Below are 16,928 nucleotides of genomic sequence, written 5' to 3'. Positions count from 1 at the left end.
TTCGCGGTGTCCGGAGGGTGCTCAGCCGCCGAGCTGGATCCCGGCCATCCGCTTCCACTCGTACGGGCCGGTCTTCACCCGGAGGCCCAGCTCGCCCTCGAAGTCGTCGTGCAGGGTCAGCCCGGCCAGCTCGGCGGCCCGGCGGCCGACGGCGTAGCTGGGGGCCACCTGGTCGCCCCAGGCGCCGTCCGCGCCGACCACGACGATCCGGGTGGCCACGGCGCCGACGTACTCGACGACCGCGTCGGCGCTGCCCCCGTGCTGCCGGGCGAAGCTGGTGAGGTTCTTGGCGATGCGCTTGGCGCGGCGCTCGGTGCGGGCGTCCGGCGCGGCGGTGGCGGTCTCTGCGCTGCTCATGCCCGCATGCTACCCACCGGTAAGCGCGCTGGCGACGGGAGCACCCTGTGCACCGGGACACATACTGGACGTGTGACCTTCTCCGGCTGGCCGACCGAGGCGCTCGACTTCTACGAGCACCTGGAGGCCGACAACTCGAAGACCTTCTGGCAGGCCCACAAGGGGCGGTACGAGGACGCCGTGCGCGCGCCGATGGAGCAGCTCCTCGCCGATCTGGAACCGGAGTTCGGGCCGGGGAAGATCTTCCGCCCGAACCGCGACGTCCGCTTCAGCGCCGACAAGTCCCCGTACAAGACGCACATCGGCGCGCACCTGGAGAGCGGCGGCTACATCCAGCTCTCCGCCGACGGCCTGGCCTGCGGCAACGGCATGTACCAGCTCGCCCCGGACCAGTTGGAGCGCTACCGCGCCGCCGTCGCCGAGGACGTCACCGGCGCCGAGCTGGAGCGGGTGATCACCCGGGTGGAGAAGGACGGCCCGCAGGTGGTCGGCCGGGACTCCCTGAAGTCGGCCCCGCGCGGCTACCCGAAGGACCACCCCAGGATCGAGCTGCTGCGCCACAAGGGCCTGGTGGCCTGGCAGGAGTGGGAGCCCGCGAAGTGGCTGGGCACCCGCGCCGCCTACACCCGGATCACCGGCTTCCTGCACGCCTCCCGGCCGCTGCGGGACTGGCTGGACGGCCACGTCGGCCCCTCCGAGCTGCCCGCCCGCTGAGCCGCCGGCCGAGCGGTCGGCCGAGCGGCCCGCCCCGAACGCGAAAAGCCCCCGAATGCGGGAGAGCCCCGGTCCACCGGACCGGGGCTCTCTCAGCGAGTCTGCCTACTTCACGAACGGGTCGACCGCGCACACCACCATCAGCAGCGACAGGTAGGTGATCGACCAGTGGAACAGCCGCATCTCCTTGAGCTTCGCGCCCACGACGCCGGCCTTGGCCCGCGCGTACAGCGCGTGCGCCTCGCGCAGCCAGGCGGCGCCCAGCACCACCGCGGCGACCGGGTACAGCCAGCTCATGTGCCCGAGCGGCCAGAGCGCCAGCGAGACGGCGACCATCACCCAGGAGTAGATGACGACCTGCTTGCCGACCGCCACGTTGCCCTTGATGACCGGCAGCATCGGCACGCCGGCCCGCAGGTAGTCGTCGCGCACCTTCATCGACAGCACCCAGGTGTGCGGCGGCGTCCAGAAGAACACCACCAGGAACAGCACCACGGCCGCCCAGGACATCGAGTTGGTGACCGAGGACCAGCCGACCAGCACCGGCATGCAGCCGGCGATGCCGCCCCAGACGATGTTCTGCGAGGTGCGCCGCTTGAGCCCCAGCGTGTAGACGAACACGTAGAACAGCAGCGCGCCCAGCGCCAGTCCGGAGGAGAGCCAGTTGACGCCGAAGCCCAGCACCAGCGTCGACACGACGGCGAGCACGATGCCGAACACCAGCGCCTCGCGCGGCGACACCATCCCGGTGACGATCGGCCGCCGCTCGGTGCGGGACATCACCGCGTCGATGTCGCGGTCGATGTACATGTTGAGGGCGTTGGCGCCGCCCGCCGAGAGGTAGCCGCCGACCACGACCTTCAGCACCAGCAGCATGTTCGGCACGCCCTGCTGGGCCAGGAACATCACCGGCACGGTGCTCATCAGCAGCAGCTCGATGATCCGAGGCTTGGTCAGTGCGACGAACGCGCCGACACGGGCCCCGATCGGCCGGTGCGCAGGAGTCGCCCCGGTGACCCCGGCGGGACGGGTTTCGACGGCGGTCACTAACACCCCAACTGAAGATGAATCTTCGCAGGCGTCCACAGGAACGAAGGGTCCCGAATCGTCCGCTCTGCGCGTACCACGACACCATAGACGCTCCATATATCCCATCCGGCTTCGGGGTCCCCCGGCGAGGCGGAACCGCACACCCCCGGGTGAACCGCCTGGGTGATGCCACGAACCGCCTCCGGCGGGTCCTGCTAGTCCGTCCTGACCACCCCGGCGGCGGGCGGGCGCGAATCGGGAGAACCTGGGACAAAAGCACTCACACCGGCCTAGTGGGAATCACCATGCGGAAATCCCGGTTGTCTCAGCACGGAGGGTGAGCCCCGGCCCAAACGGTAGGCTCGCACGCAGAAGCGGGATCTACCCTCCGTGACCGGCACCACCCAGCGTCGGGACCACAGCGCCGTGGCCGACCCGGTCCCCATTCACGGGGTCACTCTTCAATGGAAGGAGCCCTGAGACAGGGTGAGCACTGCGCCGACGAACGCATTCGAGTGGACCGATATGGACGAGCGCACGGTTGACACCGCGCGAGTCCTCGCCATGGACGCTGTCCAGAAGGTCGGCAACGGACACCCCGGGACGGCCATGACGCTGGCCCCGGCCGCGTACCTGATCTTCCAGCGGTTCCTGCGCCACGACCCGACCGACCCGGCCTGGGTCGGCCGCGACCGCTTCGTCCTCTCCCCCGGGCACACCAGCCTGACCCTCTACACCCAGCTGTACCTCTCGGGTTACGGCCTGGAGCTGGACGACCTCAAGGCCTTCCGCGTCGCGGGCAGCCGCACCCCCGGCCACCCCGAGCACGGCCACACGGCCGGCGTGGAGACCACCACCGGCCCGCTCGGCCAGGGCATCGCCAACGCGGTCGGCATGGCGATGGCCGCCCGCTACGAGCGCGGCCTCTTCGACCCCGAGGCCCCGGCCGGCGAGTCCCCCTTCGACCACACCATCTGGGCCATCGTCTCCGACGGCGACCTGGAGGAGGGCATCTCCGCCGAGGCCTCCTCGCTGGCCGGCCACCAGAAGCTGGGCAACCTGGTCGCCCTGTACGACGACAACCACATCTCGATCGAGGGCGACACCGAGACCGCCTTCTCCGAGGACGTCCTCAAGCGCTACGAGGCGTACGGCTGGCACGTCCAGCGGGTGACCCCGAAGTCCAACGGCGACATCGACGTGGCCGTCCTCGCGGACGCGCTGGCCGCGGCCAAGGCCGAGACCTCCCGCCCGTCGATCATCGCGATGCGCACCATCATCGCCTGGCCGGCCCCGGACGCCCAGAACACCGCCAAGGCGCACGGCTCCGCGCTCGGCGCCGCCGAGATCGCCGCCACCAAGAAGGTCCTGGGCTTCGACCCGGAGAAGACCTTCGAGGTCAGCGACCAGGTCATCGAGCACGCCCGGCTGGTCATCAAGCGCGGCAAGGCCGCCCGCGACCAGTGGCAGCAGTCCTTCGAGGCCTGGCGCGCCGCCAACCCGCACCGCGCCGCCGACTTCGACCGGATCCAGGCCGGCGAGCTGCCCGAGGGCTGGAAGAAGGCCGTCCCCTCCTTCCCGGCCGGCAAGGACGTCGCCACCCGCAAGGCCTCCGGCGACACCCTCAAGGCGATCGGCGCGGTGATCCCGGAGCTGTGGGGCGGCTCGGCCGACCTCGCGGAGTCCAACCTCACCACCATCGACGAGGACAGCTCCTTCCTCCCCGAGGGCAACCCGCTGAAGTCGGCGAGCCCGTACGGCCGGACGATCCACTTCGGCATCCGCGAGCACGCCATGGGCTCGATCATGAACGGCATCGCGCTGCACGGCAGGACCCGCGTGTACGGCGGCACCTTCCTGGTCTTCGCCGACTACATGCGCCCGGCCGTCCGCCTGGCCGCGCTGATGAAGCTGCCGGTCACCTACGTCTGGACGCACGACTCGATCGGCCTGGGCGAGGACGGCCCGACCCACCAGCCGGTCGAGCACATGGCCTCGCTGCGCGCCATCCCGGGCCTGGCCATGGTCCGCCCGGCCGACGCCAACGAGACCGCCGTCGCCTGGCGCACCATCATCGAGCGCCAGACCAGCCACCCCGGCCCGGTCGGCCTGGCCCTCACCCGCCAGGGCGTCCCGACCTTCGACCGTGAGGTCTTCGGCTCCGCCGAGGGCACCGCGAAGGGCGGCTACATCCTGGCCGAGGCCTCGAACGGCGACCCGCAGCTGATCCTGCTCGGCACCGGCTCCGAGGTCCAGCTGGCCGTCAAGGCCCGCGAGGTGCTCGAGGCGGAGGGCATCGCGACCCGCGTGGTCTCGCTGCCGTCCTTCGAGTGGTTCCAGGAGCAGGACCAGGCCTACCGCGACAGCGTGCTGCCGCCGTCGGTGAAGGCCCGCGTCTCGGTCGAGGCCGGCATCGCCCAGGGCTGGCGCGAGCTGGTCGGCGACCACGGCCGGATCGTCTCGCTGGAGCACTTCGGCGCCTCCGCCGACTACAAGGTGCTCTTCGAGGAGTTCGGCATCACCGCCGAGCGCGTGGTGGCCGAGGCCCACAACGCCCTGCGCTCCCTCGAAGCCGTCAACCGCTAGCGGCCCCGAGCACGAGCCGAAGGGAGCGCCGATGCCGAAAGCGACGAGCGACAAGCGAGCGCTGGAGCGAGGAACGTCGGCATCGGGTACGAGCTCCCGGCGGCGAGTGCGGGACAACGGGCCGGGGCGGCCGACCGCACATCGGCGCCCCGGCCCCTCTGACTACCCCACGAAGCAGAAGAACAAGGGACTGAAGCACCATGACTGACGCACTGAAGCGCCTCAGCGACGAAGGCGTTGCGATCTGGCTGGACGACCTCAGCCGCAAGCGGCTCAACTCCGGCAACCTGGCCGAGCTGGTGCAGAACAAGCACGTGGTGGGTGTGACCACCAACCCGACCATCTTCCAGAAGGCCATCGCCGGCAGCGGCGACGACTCCTACGACAGCCAGCTGCGCGACCTCGCCGTCCGCAAGGTCACCACCGAGGAGGCGATCCGCATGATCACCACCTCCGACGTGCGCGACGCGGCCGACGTGCTGCGCCCGGTCTACGACGCCTCCAACGGCCGCGACGGCCGGGTCTCCATCGAGGTCGACCCGCGCCTGGCGCACGAGACCGCCCCCACCGTGGCCGAGGCCAAGCAGCTGTGGTGGCTGGTGGACCGCCCGAACGTCTTCATCAAGATCCCCGCCACCAAGGCCGGCCTGCCCGCGATCAGCGAGGTCATCGGCAAGGGCATCAGCGTCAACGTCACGCTGATCTTCTCGCTGGAGCGCTACAAGGCCGTCATCGACGCCTACCTGAGCGGCCTGGAGGCCGCCAAGGGCAAGGGCCTGGACCTCTCCCAGATCGAGTCGGTCGCCTCCTTCTTCGTCTCCCGCGTGGACACCGAGATCGACAAGCGCCTGGACAAGGTCGGCGGCGACGCCAAGAACCTGCGCTCCAAGGCCGCGCTGGCCAACGCCCGCCTCGCCTACCAGGCGTACGAGGAGGTCTTCGGCAGCGTCGACGGCAAGACCGCCGGCAACGCCCGTTGGCTCTCCCTGGAGGCCGCCGGCGCCAAGCCGCAGCGCCCGCTGTGGGCCTCCACCGGCGTCAAGGACCCGGCCCTGCCGGACACCCTGTACGTCACCGAGCTGGTCGCCCCCGGCACCGTCAACACCATGCCCGAGGCGACCCTGGACGCCACCGGCGACCACGGCGTGGTCACCGGCAACACCATCGTCCCCAACTACGCGGACGCCAAGGCCGTGCTGGACGCGATCGCGGCAGCCGGCGTGGACTACGACGACGTGGTCCAGGTCCTGGAAGACGAGGGCGTCGAGAAGTTCGAGCAGTCCTGGAACGAGCTGCTCGACACCGTCACCGCCTCGCTCGCTTCCTTCGCCGACGAGAAGTGACCCCCGCTCACAGCCAGCGCACGAAAGCGGAGCCCATCAAGTGAGCACTGATTACCCCGAGTTGACGTCGGAATCGGACGCGGACGACCTCCCGCCCGCCCCGGTCAACCCGCTTCGTGACCCCTCCGACCGACGGCTCCCGCGCATCGCGGGGCCGTCCGGTCTGGTCATCTTCGGGGTCACCGGCGACCTGTCCCGCAAGAAGCTGATGCCGGCCATCTACGACCTGGCCAACCGCGGTCTGCTTCCGCCGGGCTTCTCCCTCGTCGGCTTCGCCCGCCGCGAGTGGGACGACGAGGACTTCGCCAAGGAGGTCCACGACGCCGTCCGGGACCACGCCCGCACCCCCTTCCGGGAGGAGGTCTGGCAGCAGCTCGCCAAGGGCATGCGCTTCGTCCACGGCACCTTCGACGACGACGAGGCCTTCGACAAGCTGCGCGAGACCATCGTGGAGCTGGACAAGGCCCAGGGCACCGGCGGCAACTTCGCCTTCTACCTGTCCGTCCCGCCGAAGTTCTTCCCGACGGTCGTCCAGCAGCTCAAGAAGCACGGCCTGGCCGACCCGCCGCAGGGCTCCTGGCGCCGCGCGGTCATCGAGAAGCCCTTCGGCCACGACCTGGAGAGCGCGCAGGAGCTCAACAAGGTCGTCCACGAGGTCTTCCCCCGGGACGAGGTCTTCCGGATCGACCACTACCTGGGCAAGGAGACGGTCCAGAACATCCTGGCGCTGCGCTTCGCCAACCAGATGTTCGAGCCGATCTGGAACCGGTCGTACGTCGACCACGTACAGATCACCATGGCCGAGGACATCGGCATCGGCGGCCGGGCCGGCTACTACGACGGCATCGGCTCCGCCCGTGACGTCATCCAGAACCACCTGCTCCAGCTGATGGCGCTCACCGCCATCGAGGAGCCGGCGTCCTTCCACCCGAAGGCGCTGGTGGCCGAGAAGCTCAAGGTGCTCAGCGCCGTCAAGCTCCCGGCCGACCTCGGCCGGCACACCGTGCGCGGCCAGTACGCCTCCGGCTGGCAGGGCGGCGAGGAGGTCGTCGGCTACCTCGACGAGGACGGCATCGACCCGGACTCCAAGACCGACACCTACGCGGCCATCAAGCTGGAGATCAACAACCGCCGCTGGGCGGGCGTCCCGTTCTACCTGCGCACCGGCAAGCGCCTGGGCCGCCGGGTCACCGAGATCGCGGTCGTCTTCCAGCGCGCCCCGTACCTGCCCTTCGACTCCTACGCGACCGAGGAGCTGGGGCAGAACGCCCTGGTCATCCGGGTCCAGCCGGACGAGGGCGTGACGGTGCGGTTCGGCTCCAAGGTGCCGGGCACCTCCTTCGAGGTCCGGGACGTCACGATGGACTTCGCCTACGGCGAGTCCTTCACCGAGTCCAGCCCGGAGGCGTACGAGCGGCTCATCCTCGATGTGCTGCTCGGCGACGCCAACCTGTTCCCGCGCCACCAGGAGGTCGAGCTGTCCTGGCAGATCCTCGACCCGATCGAGAAGTACTGGGACACCCACGGCAAGCCCGCCCAGTACGCGGCGGGGACCTGGGGCCCGGTCGAGGCGGACGAGATGCTCGCACGAGACGGCAGGAGCTGGCGCCGACCATGAAGATCGACCTCACCAACACGACGTCCAGCAAGATCAACGCCGCGCTCATGGAGGCGCGCCGGGCCAGCGGCTCCACCGCCGCCGGCATGGTGCTCACCCTGGTGATCGTGACCGACGAGGGCAGCGCCTACGACGCCCTCAAGGCCGCCAACGACGCCTCCCGCGAGCACCCGATGCGCACCCTCGCGGTGATCAAGCGCGCCGGGCGCTCGCCACGGGCCCGCGCGGAGACCCGGCTGGACGCCGAGATCCTGGTCGGCTCGGACGCCGGCTCCGGCGAGACCGTCGTCCTGCGCATGCACGGCGAGCTCGCCGCGCACGCCCAGTCGGTGGTCCTGCCGCTGCTGCTGCCGGACGCCCCGGTCGTGGTCTGGTGGCCGGACAACGCGCCGCTGCACCCGGCGCAGGACCCGCTGGGCTCGCTCGCCCAGCGCCGGATCACCGACGCCGTCACCGCCGAGTCCCCGGTCGGCCAGCTCGCCCAGCGGGCCCAGAGCTACACCCCGGGCGACACCGACCTGGCCTGGAGCCGGATCACCGGCTGGCGCTCGATGCTGGCCGCCGCGCTGGACCAGCGGCCGTCCGCCATCGTCTCCGCGGTGGTCGAGGGCGAGTCCTACAACCCCAGCGTCGAGCTGCTCGGCCTGTGGCTGACCAACCGGCTGCACGTGCCGGTCGAGCGGGTCGTCACGGGTGGCCCCGGCATCACCGCGGTGCACCTGCGCACCAAGGACGGGGACATCACCCTGGACCGCCCGGACGGCCTGCTGGGCACGCTCTCCATGCCCGGCTCGCCGGACCGCCAGGTGGCGCTCAAGCGGCGCGAGACCTCGGAGCTGATCGCCGAGGAGCTGCGCCGCCTGGACCCGGACGACATCTACGCGACGGCCGTGCGCACGCCCGTCGACCGGCTGCACGAGCCGGCCAACGCCGAGACGGCGGCGGCCGAGCGGGTCGCCCGCGCGGTCGAGGACGCCGCCGAGGAGGCCGTGGCCGACCCGGAGGCGGTCACGGCCGACGCGTCGGAGAGGAAGCCCGCGAAGAGGGCCGCCGGCAGGCGCACCACCAAGGAAGGCGCATGACCAACGCGACCCCGCAGCTGGTCGTCCACCGGGACAAGGAGCTGATGGCCCAGGCGGCCGCGGCCCGGCTGATCACCCGGATCGTGGACGCCCAGGCCGCCCGCGGCGCCGCCTCGGTGGTGCTCACCGGCGGCCGCAACGGGAACGCCCTGCTGGCCGCGATCGCCGCCTCCCCGGCGCGCGACGCGGTCGACTGGGGGCGGCTGGACCTCTGGTGGGGCGACGAGCGCTTCGTGGCCGCCGCCGATCCGGACCGCAACGCCGTCCAGGCCCGCGCCGAGCTGCTGGACTCCGTCCCGCTCGACCCGGCGCGGGTGCACGAGATGCCCGCCTCGGACGGGGTGGACGGCTCGGACGTGGAGGCCGCCGCGGCCCGCTACGCGCAGGAGCTGGCGAAGGCGGCCGGACCGGGCGACCGGTTCGGCGTCCCCGCCTTCGACGTGCTGCTGCTCGGCGTCGGCCCGGACACCCACGTCGCCTCGCTCTTCCCCGAGCACCCGGGCGTGCGGGAGACCGAGCGGACCGTGGTCGGCGTGCGCGGGGCCCCCAAGCCCCCGCCGACCCGGATCTCGCTCACCCTTCCGGCCATCCGGGCCGCCCGCGAGGTCTGGCTGCTGGCCGCCGGCGAGGACAAGGCGGGCGCGGTCGCGCTGGCCCTGTCCGGTCCCGGCGAGCTCCAGGCGCCCGCGTCCGGCGCGTACGGCCGCAGCCGCACCCTGTGGCTGCTGGACCGCGCCGCCGCGGAGCGGATCCCGCCGCAGCTCTACCCGCCGGCCTCGGCGTAACGGCCGGACGGGTCCTGCGGTCCGCAACGCCGAAGGGCGCCACCGTCGTTCGACGGTGGCGCCCTTCTCGTTCGGGTCGCCTCAGAGGTCGGGTCGCCTCGGATCTCGCCTCAGATCTCGCCTCGGAGCTTCGCCAGCGCCTCGGCCAGGATCGCCTCGCCGTCGGCGTCGGTGCGCCGCTCACGGACGTAGGCGAGGTGCGTCTTGTAGGGCTCGTTGCGCGAGGGCGCGGGCGGGTTGTGCTGGTCCTGCCCGGCCGGGAAGCCGCAGCGCGGGCAGTCCCAGGTGTCCGGGATCGCCGCCTCGGCGGCGAAGCTGGGCCGGGTCTCGTGCTTGTTGGCGCACCAGAAGGAGATCCGGTTGCGCGGGGCGGACTCGCCGCGCTCCGCCTCGCCCATCGGGCCGGCCCCAACCCTGCTGCCACGGATGGCATTGCCACTTGCCACGGTCTGACTCCCTGCGTACTGGTGCGCCGACCCGCCGCGGTGCGCGTCGGTGGCGAAAGTCGTCCTAGTGTAAGCAGGAGTTAAGCCTCCGCCACCACTGCCTCCGCACCCGACCGTCCCAGGATAGGCGCTCGGGCGACGGGCCGTCAGGGTTGTGTCAGCCCTTGTACTTCAGCAGCAGGCCGAGCACGATGATGCTCGCGAACCAGCCCAGGCCGACCACGACGGTGATGCGGTCCAGGTTGCGCTCGGCCACCGCCGAGCCGCCGCCGGTGGACATCGCGCCACCGCCGAACATGTCCGACAGGCCGCCGCCCTTCCCCTTGTGCAGCAGCACCAGGAGGATCATCAGCAGACTGAAGATGATCAGGGCAATCGAGAACCCGAGAACCACGGCGGGACCAACTCTCTCGTATCTTCGGCGAAGGGGCCGGACCGCGTACGGCGGTCCGACCCCAAAGCCTACGTTGCTGCGGCGGCGTTAGCCTACTGCCTGCTCACGGTAGCGCACGATCTTGACGAACTCCTCGGCGTCCAGCGAGGCACCGCCGATCAGGCCGCCGTCGATGTCGGGCTTGGCCATCAGGCCGGCCGCGCTCGACGACTTGACCGAACCGCCGTACAGCACGCGGACCTTGCCGGCCAGCTCGGCGTCGTACAGCTCGGCGATCCGCTTGCGGATGGCGGCGCAGACCTCCTGCGCGTCCTCCGGGGTGGCCACCTCGCCGGTGCCGATCGCCCAGACCGGCTCGTAGGCGACGACGACGGTCTCGGCCTGGTGGGCCGGGACGTCCGCGAGGGCACCGTCCAGCTGGGCCAGGGTGTACTCGACGTGGGTGCCGGCCTTGCGGATGTCCAGCGGCTCGCCGATGCACAGGATCGGGGTGATCCCGGCGCGGTAGGCGGCCTTCACCTTGGCGTTGACGATCTCCTCGTCCTCGCCGTGGTACTGGCGGCGCTCGGAGTGGCCGATCACCGCGTAGGTGCACTTGAGCTTGGCCAGCATCGGGCCGGAGACCTCGCCGGTGTAGGCACCGGAGTCGTGCCGCGAGATGTCCTGCGAGCCGTACTTGATCTTCAGCTTGTCGCCGTCGACCAGGGTCTGCACCGAGCGCAGGTCGGTGAACGGCACCAGGACCGCGACCTCGACGGCCTCGTAGTCCTTGTCGGCCAGCGCGAAGGCCAGCTTCTGGGTGTGCTGGATGGCCTCGAGGTGGTTGAGGTTCATCTTCCAGTTGCCCGCCATGAGCGGGAGACGGTCGGTCATGCTGTCAGCCTTCCAGGGCGGCGAGACCGGGAAGGGTCTTGCCCTCCAGGTACTCGAGGCTCGCGCCACCGCCGGTCGAGATGTGTCCAAAGGCGTTCTCGTCGAAGCCCAGGATGCGAACGGCCGCGGCGGAGTCCCCGCCGCCGACCACGGTGAACGCGTCGCTGTCCAGCAGGCCCTGCGCGACGGCCTTGGTGCCGTTCGCGTAGTCCGGGTGCTCGAAGACGCCCATCGGGCCGTTCCAGAACACCGTGCCGGCGTCGGCCAGCTTGGCCGCGTACAGCTCGCGGGTCTTCGGGCCGATGTCCAGGCCCTCCTTGTCGGCCGGGATCGCGTCCGAGGCGACGACCGCGAAGCTCGCCGGGGCCTTGGTCTTGAGGTCCGGGAACTCGGCGGAGACCAGGACGTCCTTCGGCAGCACGAACTCGACGCCGCGCTGCTCGGCCTCGGCCAGGTAGCCCAGGACGGTCGGGATCTGGTCCTCCTGCAGCAGCGAGATGCCGACCTCGTGGCCCTTGGCCTTGAGGAAGGTGTACGCCATGCCGCCGCCGATCAGGATCCGGTCGGCCTTCTTCAGCAGGTTGTCGATCACGGCGAGCTTGTCGGAGACCTTGGCGCCGCCGAGCACCACCACGTACGGACGCTTGACGTCCTCGGTGAGCTTCTTCAGGACGCCGACCTCGGTGGCGATCAGGTCGCCCGCGGCGTGCGGCAGCAGGCCGGGCAGGTCGAACACCGAGGCGTGCTTGCGGTGCACGGCGCCGAAGCCGTCGCCGACGTACAGGTCGGCCAGCGCGGCGAGCTGCTCGGCGAAGGCCTTGCGCTCGGCGTCGTCCTTGCTGGTCTCGCCCGCGTTGAAGCGCAGGTTCTCCAGCAGCGCGACCTCGCCGTCGCCGAGCGCGGCGACGGTGGCCGCGGCGCTGTCACCGACGGTGTCGGTGGCGAAGGCGACGCCCTTGCCGATGATTTCGCCGAGCCGCTCGGCCGCCGGCGCGAGCGAGAACTGCGGGTCCGGCGCGCCCTTGGGGCGGCCGAGGTGCGAGGCGACGACGACCTTCGCGCCGGCCGCCGCCAGCTTGGCGATGGTCGGGGCGACGGCGCGGATCCGGCCGTCGTCGGTGATCGTCGTGCCGTCCAGCGGGACGTTCAGGTCGGCGCGCACGAACACGCGCTTTCCTTCGACACCGGCTTCGATGAGCTCTTCGATGGTCTTCACGGGGATTCGGTTCTCCTGGGGAGATGGTTGATGCGCAGTGAGGCGGCACGGCGCAGGGGCCGCCTGGGAAGTACTGGAAGCGCGGAACGAGGGCCCGGTCGGCATGGTGCGCCGTCCGGGCCCTCGCCCCTACATCACGTCAGCTCCCGCAAGGTCAGAGCTGCTCACCGACGAGGGTGGTCAGGTTGACGAGGCGGTTCGAGTAGCCCCACTCGTTGTCGTACCAGCCGAGCACCTTGACCTGGTTGCCCTGGACCATGGTGAGCTGGCTGTCGAAGATGCAGGAGGCCGGGTCGTTGACGATGTCCGAGGAGACGATCGGGTCCTCGGTGTAGGCCAGGATGCCCTTGAGCGGGCCCTCCGCGGCCTTCTGGAACGCGGCGTTGACCTCGTCCTTGGTGACCTCGCGCTCCAGGGTGACGACCAGGTCCGTGATCGAGCCGGTCGGGACCGGGACGCGCAGCGAGGTGCCGTCCAGCTTGCCCTTCAGCTCCGGCAGGACCAGGGCGGTCGCCTTGGCGGCACCGGTCGAGGTCGGGATGATGTTCTGCGACGCGGCGCGGGCGCGGCGCAGGTCCTTGTGCGGGAAGTCCAGGGTGACCTGGTCGTTGGTGAACGCGTGGACGGTGGTCATCAGACCCTTGACGATGCCGAAGCTCTCGTTCAGCACCTTGGCCATCGGCGCCACGCAGTTGGTGGTGCAGGAGGCGTTGGAGATGATGGTGTGCTTGGCGGCGTCGTACTTGTCGTCGTTGACGCCCATGACGATGGTGACGTCCTCGTCGGTGGCGGGCGCCGAGATGATGACCTTCTTCGCGCCGGCGGCGAGGTGCTTCTTCGCGGCCTCGGCCTTGGTGAAGATGCCGGTGGACTCGACGACGATGTCGGCGCCCAGGGCGGCCCACGGCAGGTTCGCGGGGTCACGCTCGGCAGTCACCTGGAAGGTCTTGCCGTCGACGGTGATGCTGTCCTCGGTGTGCGAGACCGTACCCGGGAAAGTGCCCAGCGTGGTGTCGTACTTGAGCAGGTGAGCCAGGGTCTTCGTGTCGGTGAGGTCGTTGACACCGACGATCTCGATGTCCGCGCCCTGGGCCTTGACCGCCCGGAAGAAGTTGCGGCCGATGCGGCCGAAGCCGTTGATGCCTACCCGGATCGTCACGAACCGATCTCCTCGTTAGGTACGCCGGGCCGGAGCCCGACGGGGGTGAGATTTGGGAAGTCCCCGACCGCCTATGACCCTACCCCTCCGGGGCGCGGGAGGGCACATCGCGCCGCCTGGTGAGACTGGGCGTGGCGCCCCTCAAACCCCATTTCAGGCCGTCCGGCCTTGGTCCGGCGGGCAGTTGCTCTCGGGCCAATGGTCTCTACCAATTGGGGAGTCTCGCGGACGCCCGGAAACGCCGACGGCCGGTGCCCGGAATTCCGGGCACCGGCCGTGTCGCGATCACGGACCGCGAGGGTCAGTTCATCGCCATCTCGTCGGTCAGGCTGGCCTCGGTGCTCGGCAGGCCGAGCTCGGAGGCGCGCTTGTCGGCCATCGCCAGCAGACGGCGGATCCGGCCGGCCACCGCGTCCTTGGTCAGCGGCGGATCGGCGAGCGCGCCCAGTTCCTCCAGCGAGGCCTGCTTGTGCTGCATCCGCAGCTGGCCGGCCGCGGCCAGGTGCTCGGGCACCTCCTCGCCGAGGATCTCCAGCGCGCGCTGCACCCGGGCGCCGGCCGCCACCGCGGCGCGGGCCGAGCGGCGCAGGTTGGCGTCGTCGAAGTTGGCGAGGCGGTTGGCGGTGGCCCGCACCTCGCGCCGCATCCGGCGCTCCTCCCAGGCGAGCACCGACTCGTGCGCGCCCAGCCGCGTCAGCAGCGCGCCGATCGCGTCACCGTCGCGGATGACCACCCGGTCCACGCCGCGGACCTCGCGGGCCTTGGCCGGGATGCCGAGCCGGCGGGCGGCGCCGACCAGGGCCAGCGCCGCCTCGGAGCCGGGGCAGGTGATCTCCAGCGAGGAGGAGCGGCCCGGCTCGGTGAGCGACCCGTGCGCGAGGAAGGCTCCGCGCCAGGCCGCCTCGGCATCGCAGGTGGCGCCGGAGACGACCGCCGGGGGCAGGCCCCGGATCGGGCGCCCGCGCCCGTCCACCAGACCGGTCTGGCGCGCGAGCAGCTCGCCGTCCTTGACCACGCGCACCACGAAGCGGCTGCCGCGGCGCAGCCCGCCGGGGGCCATCACCACGAGGTCGGAGGAGTGCCCGAAGATCTCCAGCAGGTCCTTGCGCAGCCGCCGTGCCGCCGCTCCGGTGTCCAGCTCCGCCTCGATCACGATGCGGCCGCTCACGATGTGCAGCCCGCCCGCGAACCGCAGGATCGCCGACACCTCCGCCTTGCGACAGCAGGCCCGGGTGACCGGGAGCCGGCTGATCTCGTCCTTCACCGCTGGAGTCATCGCCATGGCCCGATCCTTCCATGTGTCCGGAAAATCCGGTCGTACGCTGCCGCCAACAGCTCCGGGTCGTGTCGCGGCGTACCGTCGGTGCGGGCCACCGAACCGAGCACCAGGGCGGCGCCCATCCGCTCCGCGGCCTTCTCCAGACCGTCGAGGTCCGCCTGGCCGAAGGCGCCGCCGGTGACGGCGCGCTCGTCCACCAGGATCGCATCCACCGCGAGCTCCGGGGCGTGGTCGGCGATGACCTCCAGGTGACGCTGCGGGGTGAAGCCCTCGGTCTCGCCGGGCTGGGGGGCCAGGTTCAGGGTGAGCAGGCGGCGGGCGCGGGTCTCGGTGAGCGCCTTGGCCAGCTCGGGCACCAGCAGGTGCGGCAGCACGCTGGTGAACCAGGAGCCGGGGCCGAGCACCACCCAGTCCGCCTCGCGCACGGCGGTGACCGCCTCCGGGACGGCCGGCGGCCCGTCCGGCAGCAGCCGGATCGACTGCACGGTGCCGGGGGTGACCGCGACGTTCGCCTGGCCCCGGACCGCCGACACCTCGCCGGGCAGCGCCGGGTCGTGGCCGCGGACGGTCGCCTCGATGTCCAGCGGCACCGCCGACATCGGCAGCACCCGGCCCTGGACGTTGAGCAGTCGGCCGACCCAGTCCAGGGCCGCCACCGGGTCGCCCAGCTTCTCCCAGAGCGCGACGATCAGCAGGTTGCCGACGGCGTGGCCGCCGAGCTCGCCGTTGCCGGTGAAGCGCTGCTGGATCACCTCGGACCAGGTGCGGCCCCAGTCGTCGTCCCCGCACAGCGCGGCCAGCGCCTTGCGCAGGTCGCCCGGGGGCAGCACGCCCAGCTCGGTGCGCAGCCGTCCGCTGGAGCCGCCGTCGTCGGCGACGGTGACCACGGCGGTGAGGTCGCTGGTGAGGCGGCGCAGCGCGGACAGCGAGGCAGACAGGCCCTGGCCGCCGCCGAGCGCGGTGATCCGCGGGGCCGGGTTGGTCCGGGCGGGACCGCTGCGCGGACGGCTCGGCGCCGGGAGCCGGGCCGGGCTGCCCGCCCGGTCACCGGTCCTGCTCTGCGGCTGCCGCCCGGGCACGTATCCCGCCACACATCACCTCGCGTTCCTCTGCCCCGCCACCGGTTCCGCCGGCGGCCCGGCAGGGAAAGCGGCGGTTACTCCCGTCCCATGTCACGGTGAACGAGCACCGTCTCGACTCCGTCGGCGATGAGACGCTTGGTCAGTCGCTCGGACATGGCGACGCTGCGGTGCTTGCCACCGGTGCAGCCTACGGCAAGCGTCATGTAGCGCTTCCCCTCGCGTCGGTACCCCTCGGTCACGATGCGCAGCAGCTCGGTGTAACCGTCCAGGAACTCGTTGGCGCCGGGCTGCTGGAACACGTAGTCGGCGACGTCCGGGTCGGTGCCGGTACGGGCACGAAGCTCGGGCACCCAGTGCGGGTTGGGCAGGAAGCGGCAGTCCACCACGAGGTCGGCGTCGACCGGCAGGCCGTACTTGAAGCCGAAGGACATCACGGTGGCGCGCAGCTCGGGCTCGTCGTGGTCGGCGAACTGGGCGTCCAGCTTGGCGCGCAGCTGGTGCACGTTGAGGTTGGAGGTGTCGATCACCAGGTCGGCCTCGCCGCGCAGGTCGCGCAGCAGGTCGCGTTCCTGGGCGATGCCGTCCACGATCCGGCCGTCGGCCTGCAGCGGGTGCGGGCGGCGGACGCTCTCGAAGCGGCGCACCAGCGCGTCGTCGGAGGAGTCCAGGAAGACGACCCGGAGCCGGACGCCGCGCTTCTCCAGCTCGTCCAGCGAGGTCAGCAGGTCGTCGAAGAACTGGCGGCCGCGGACGTCCACGACCACGCCGATCCGGGCGACGTTGCCCTGGGACCGGGCGCCCAGGTCGACCATGGTCGGGATCAGGGCCGGCGGCAGGTTGTCCACCACGAACCAGCCGAGGTCCTCCAGGCACTTGGCGGCGGTGGAGCGGCCGGCTCCGGACATGCCGGAGATGATCACCAGCTCCGGCGCGTTCTCGGCCACGTCTGACACGGTCACTTCGGT

16 protein-coding genes are annotated in these 16,928 nt (G+C 71.3%); 6 read left to right on the top strand and 10 right to left on the bottom strand.

What is annotated here, in order from left to right; all coding sequences use genetic code 11:
• Nucleotides 1-21: 21 nt before the first annotated feature.
• Complete coding sequence (locus ACZ52R_RS11865; RefSeq protein WP_465620947.1) at nt 22-357, bottom strand: hypothetical protein; 336 nt, start codon at nt 355-357, stop codon at nt 22-24.
• A 72-nt stretch (nt 358-429) separates the two neighbouring features.
• Between ACZ52R_RS11865 and ACZ52R_RS11860 the strand changes: the two genes are divergently transcribed.
• Nucleotides 430-1,071, top strand: a complete 642-nt coding sequence (locus ACZ52R_RS11860) for a DUF2461 domain-containing protein (protein ID WP_465662611.1) — start codon at nt 430-432, stop codon at nt 1,069-1,071.
• A gap of 105 nt (nt 1,072-1,176) precedes the next feature.
• On the opposite strand, the gene ACZ52R_RS11855 is transcribed toward ACZ52R_RS11860, so the two are convergent.
• A complete protein-coding gene (locus ACZ52R_RS11855; protein WP_360499429.1) occupies nt 1,177-2,124 on the bottom strand; it encodes a heme o synthase in 948 nt (315 codons plus the stop codon).
• Nucleotides 2,125-2,586: 462 nt separating this feature from the next.
• On the opposite strand from ACZ52R_RS11855, the gene tkt reads away from it, so the two are divergent.
• The 5 genes from tkt (at nt 2,587) to pgl (ending at nt 9,514) form a co-directional block, all read left to right on the top strand.
• Nucleotides 2,587-4,686, top strand: coding sequence for a transketolase (gene tkt, locus ACZ52R_RS11850; protein ID WP_465620943.1), 2,100 nt, complete (start codon nt 2,587-2,589; stop codon nt 4,684-4,686).
• 200 nt (nt 4,687-4,886) lie between these two features.
• Entirely contained in the window at nt 4,887-6,029 is a 1,143-nt protein-coding gene (gene tal / locus ACZ52R_RS11845) for a transaldolase (RefSeq protein ID WP_360499425.1), read from the top strand.
• Between the two features lie 61 nt (nt 6,030-6,090).
• A complete protein-coding gene (gene zwf, locus ACZ52R_RS11840) occupies nt 6,091-7,647 on the top strand; it encodes a glucose-6-phosphate dehydrogenase (protein WP_465621175.1) in 1,557 nt (518 codons plus the stop codon).
• Complete coding sequence (opcA, locus tag ACZ52R_RS11835; RefSeq protein ID WP_465753395.1) at nt 7,644-8,729, top strand: glucose-6-phosphate dehydrogenase assembly protein OpcA; 1,086 nt, start codon at nt 7,644-7,646, stop codon at nt 8,727-8,729. Before zwf ends, opcA begins: the two co-directional genes overlap by 4 nt.
• The gene (gene pgl / locus ACZ52R_RS11830) at nt 8,726-9,514 is read left to right on the top strand and encodes a 6-phosphogluconolactonase (RefSeq protein ID WP_360499421.1); all 789 of its coding nucleotides are present in this window, start codon (nt 8,726-8,728) and stop codon (nt 9,512-9,514) included. Before opcA ends, pgl begins: the two co-directional genes overlap by 4 nt.
• A gap of 110 nt (nt 9,515-9,624) precedes the next feature.
• Here the strand turns inward: pgl and ACZ52R_RS11825 are convergent, their stop codons facing one another.
• From ACZ52R_RS11825 to rapZ, 8 genes are all read right to left on the bottom strand, one after another.
• The gene (locus ACZ52R_RS11825; protein ID WP_030238413.1) at nt 9,625-9,912 is read right to left on the bottom strand and encodes an RNA polymerase-binding protein RbpA; all 288 of its coding nucleotides are present in this window, start codon (nt 9,910-9,912) and stop codon (nt 9,625-9,627) included.
• 205 nt (nt 9,913-10,117) lie between these two features.
• Nucleotides 10,118-10,354 carry a preprotein translocase subunit SecG gene (gene secG / locus ACZ52R_RS11820; protein WP_360499419.1) on the bottom strand — a complete coding sequence of 79 codons (237 nt, stop codon included), beginning with the start codon at nt 10,352-10,354 and terminating at the stop codon, nt 10,118-10,120.
• Between the two features lie 87 nt (nt 10,355-10,441).
• Nucleotides 10,442-11,227 (bottom strand): triose-phosphate isomerase, encoded by a 786-nt coding sequence (gene tpiA / locus ACZ52R_RS11815; protein ID WP_360499417.1) that lies wholly within the window; start codon nt 11,225-11,227, stop codon nt 10,442-10,444.
• Between the two features lie 4 nt (nt 11,228-11,231).
• Nucleotides 11,232-12,443: a phosphoglycerate kinase gene (locus ACZ52R_RS11810; protein ID WP_465753394.1), complete on the bottom strand. Its 1,212-nt coding sequence runs from the start codon at nt 12,441-12,443 to the stop codon at nt 11,232-11,234.
• Between the two features lie 154 nt (nt 12,444-12,597).
• Nucleotides 12,598-13,602: a type I glyceraldehyde-3-phosphate dehydrogenase gene (gap, locus tag ACZ52R_RS11805; RefSeq protein ID WP_360499413.1), complete on the bottom strand. Its 1,005-nt coding sequence runs from the start codon at nt 13,600-13,602 to the stop codon at nt 12,598-12,600.
• Between the two features lie 301 nt (nt 13,603-13,903).
• Complete coding sequence (gene whiA / locus ACZ52R_RS11800; protein WP_030238424.1) at nt 13,904-14,884, bottom strand: DNA-binding protein WhiA; 981 nt, start codon at nt 14,882-14,884, stop codon at nt 13,904-13,906.
• The gene (locus tag ACZ52R_RS11795) at nt 14,875-15,972 is read right to left on the bottom strand and encodes a gluconeogenesis factor YvcK family protein (protein WP_360509974.1); all 1,098 of its coding nucleotides are present in this window, start codon (nt 15,970-15,972) and stop codon (nt 14,875-14,877) included. The genes whiA and ACZ52R_RS11795 overlap by 10 nt, the downstream gene beginning before the upstream one ends.
• 65 nt (nt 15,973-16,037) lie before the next feature.
• Nucleotides 16,038-16,922 carry an RNase adapter RapZ gene (gene rapZ, locus ACZ52R_RS11790; RefSeq protein ID WP_360509973.1) on the bottom strand — a complete coding sequence of 295 codons (885 nt, stop codon included), beginning with the start codon at nt 16,920-16,922 and terminating at the stop codon, nt 16,038-16,040.
• Between the last annotated feature and the right edge of the window lie 6 nt (nt 16,923-16,928).

This window comes from Kitasatospora sp. NPDC034023 (genome assembly GCF_055575795.1).
This window is presented reverse-complemented; position numbering and strand designations above follow the sequence as displayed.

Coding starts and splice junctions, on each gene's coding strand:
- ACZ52R_RS11865 (WP_465620947.1), bottom strand. CDS start 357: ATGAGCAGCGCAGAGACCGCCACCGCCGCGCCGGACGCCCGCACCGAG.
- tal (WP_360499425.1), top strand. CDS start 4,887: ATGACTGACGCACTGAAGCGCCTCAGCGACGAAGGCGTTGCGATCTGG.
- opcA (WP_465753395.1), top strand. CDS start 7,644: ATGAAGATCGACCTCACCAACACGACGTCCAGCAAGATCAACGCCGCG.
- pgl (WP_360499421.1), top strand. CDS start 8,726: ATGACCAACGCGACCCCGCAGCTGGTCGTCCACCGGGACAAGGAGCTG.
- ACZ52R_RS11825 (WP_030238413.1), bottom strand. CDS start 9,912: ATGGGCGAGGCGGAGCGCGGCGAGTCCGCCCCGCGCAACCGGATCTCC.
- tpiA (WP_360499417.1), bottom strand. CDS start 11,227: ATGACCGACCGTCTCCCGCTCATGGCGGGCAACTGGAAGATGAACCTC.
- whiA (WP_030238424.1), bottom strand. CDS start 14,884: ATGGCGATGACTCCAGCGGTGAAGGACGAGATCAGCCGGCTCCCGGTC.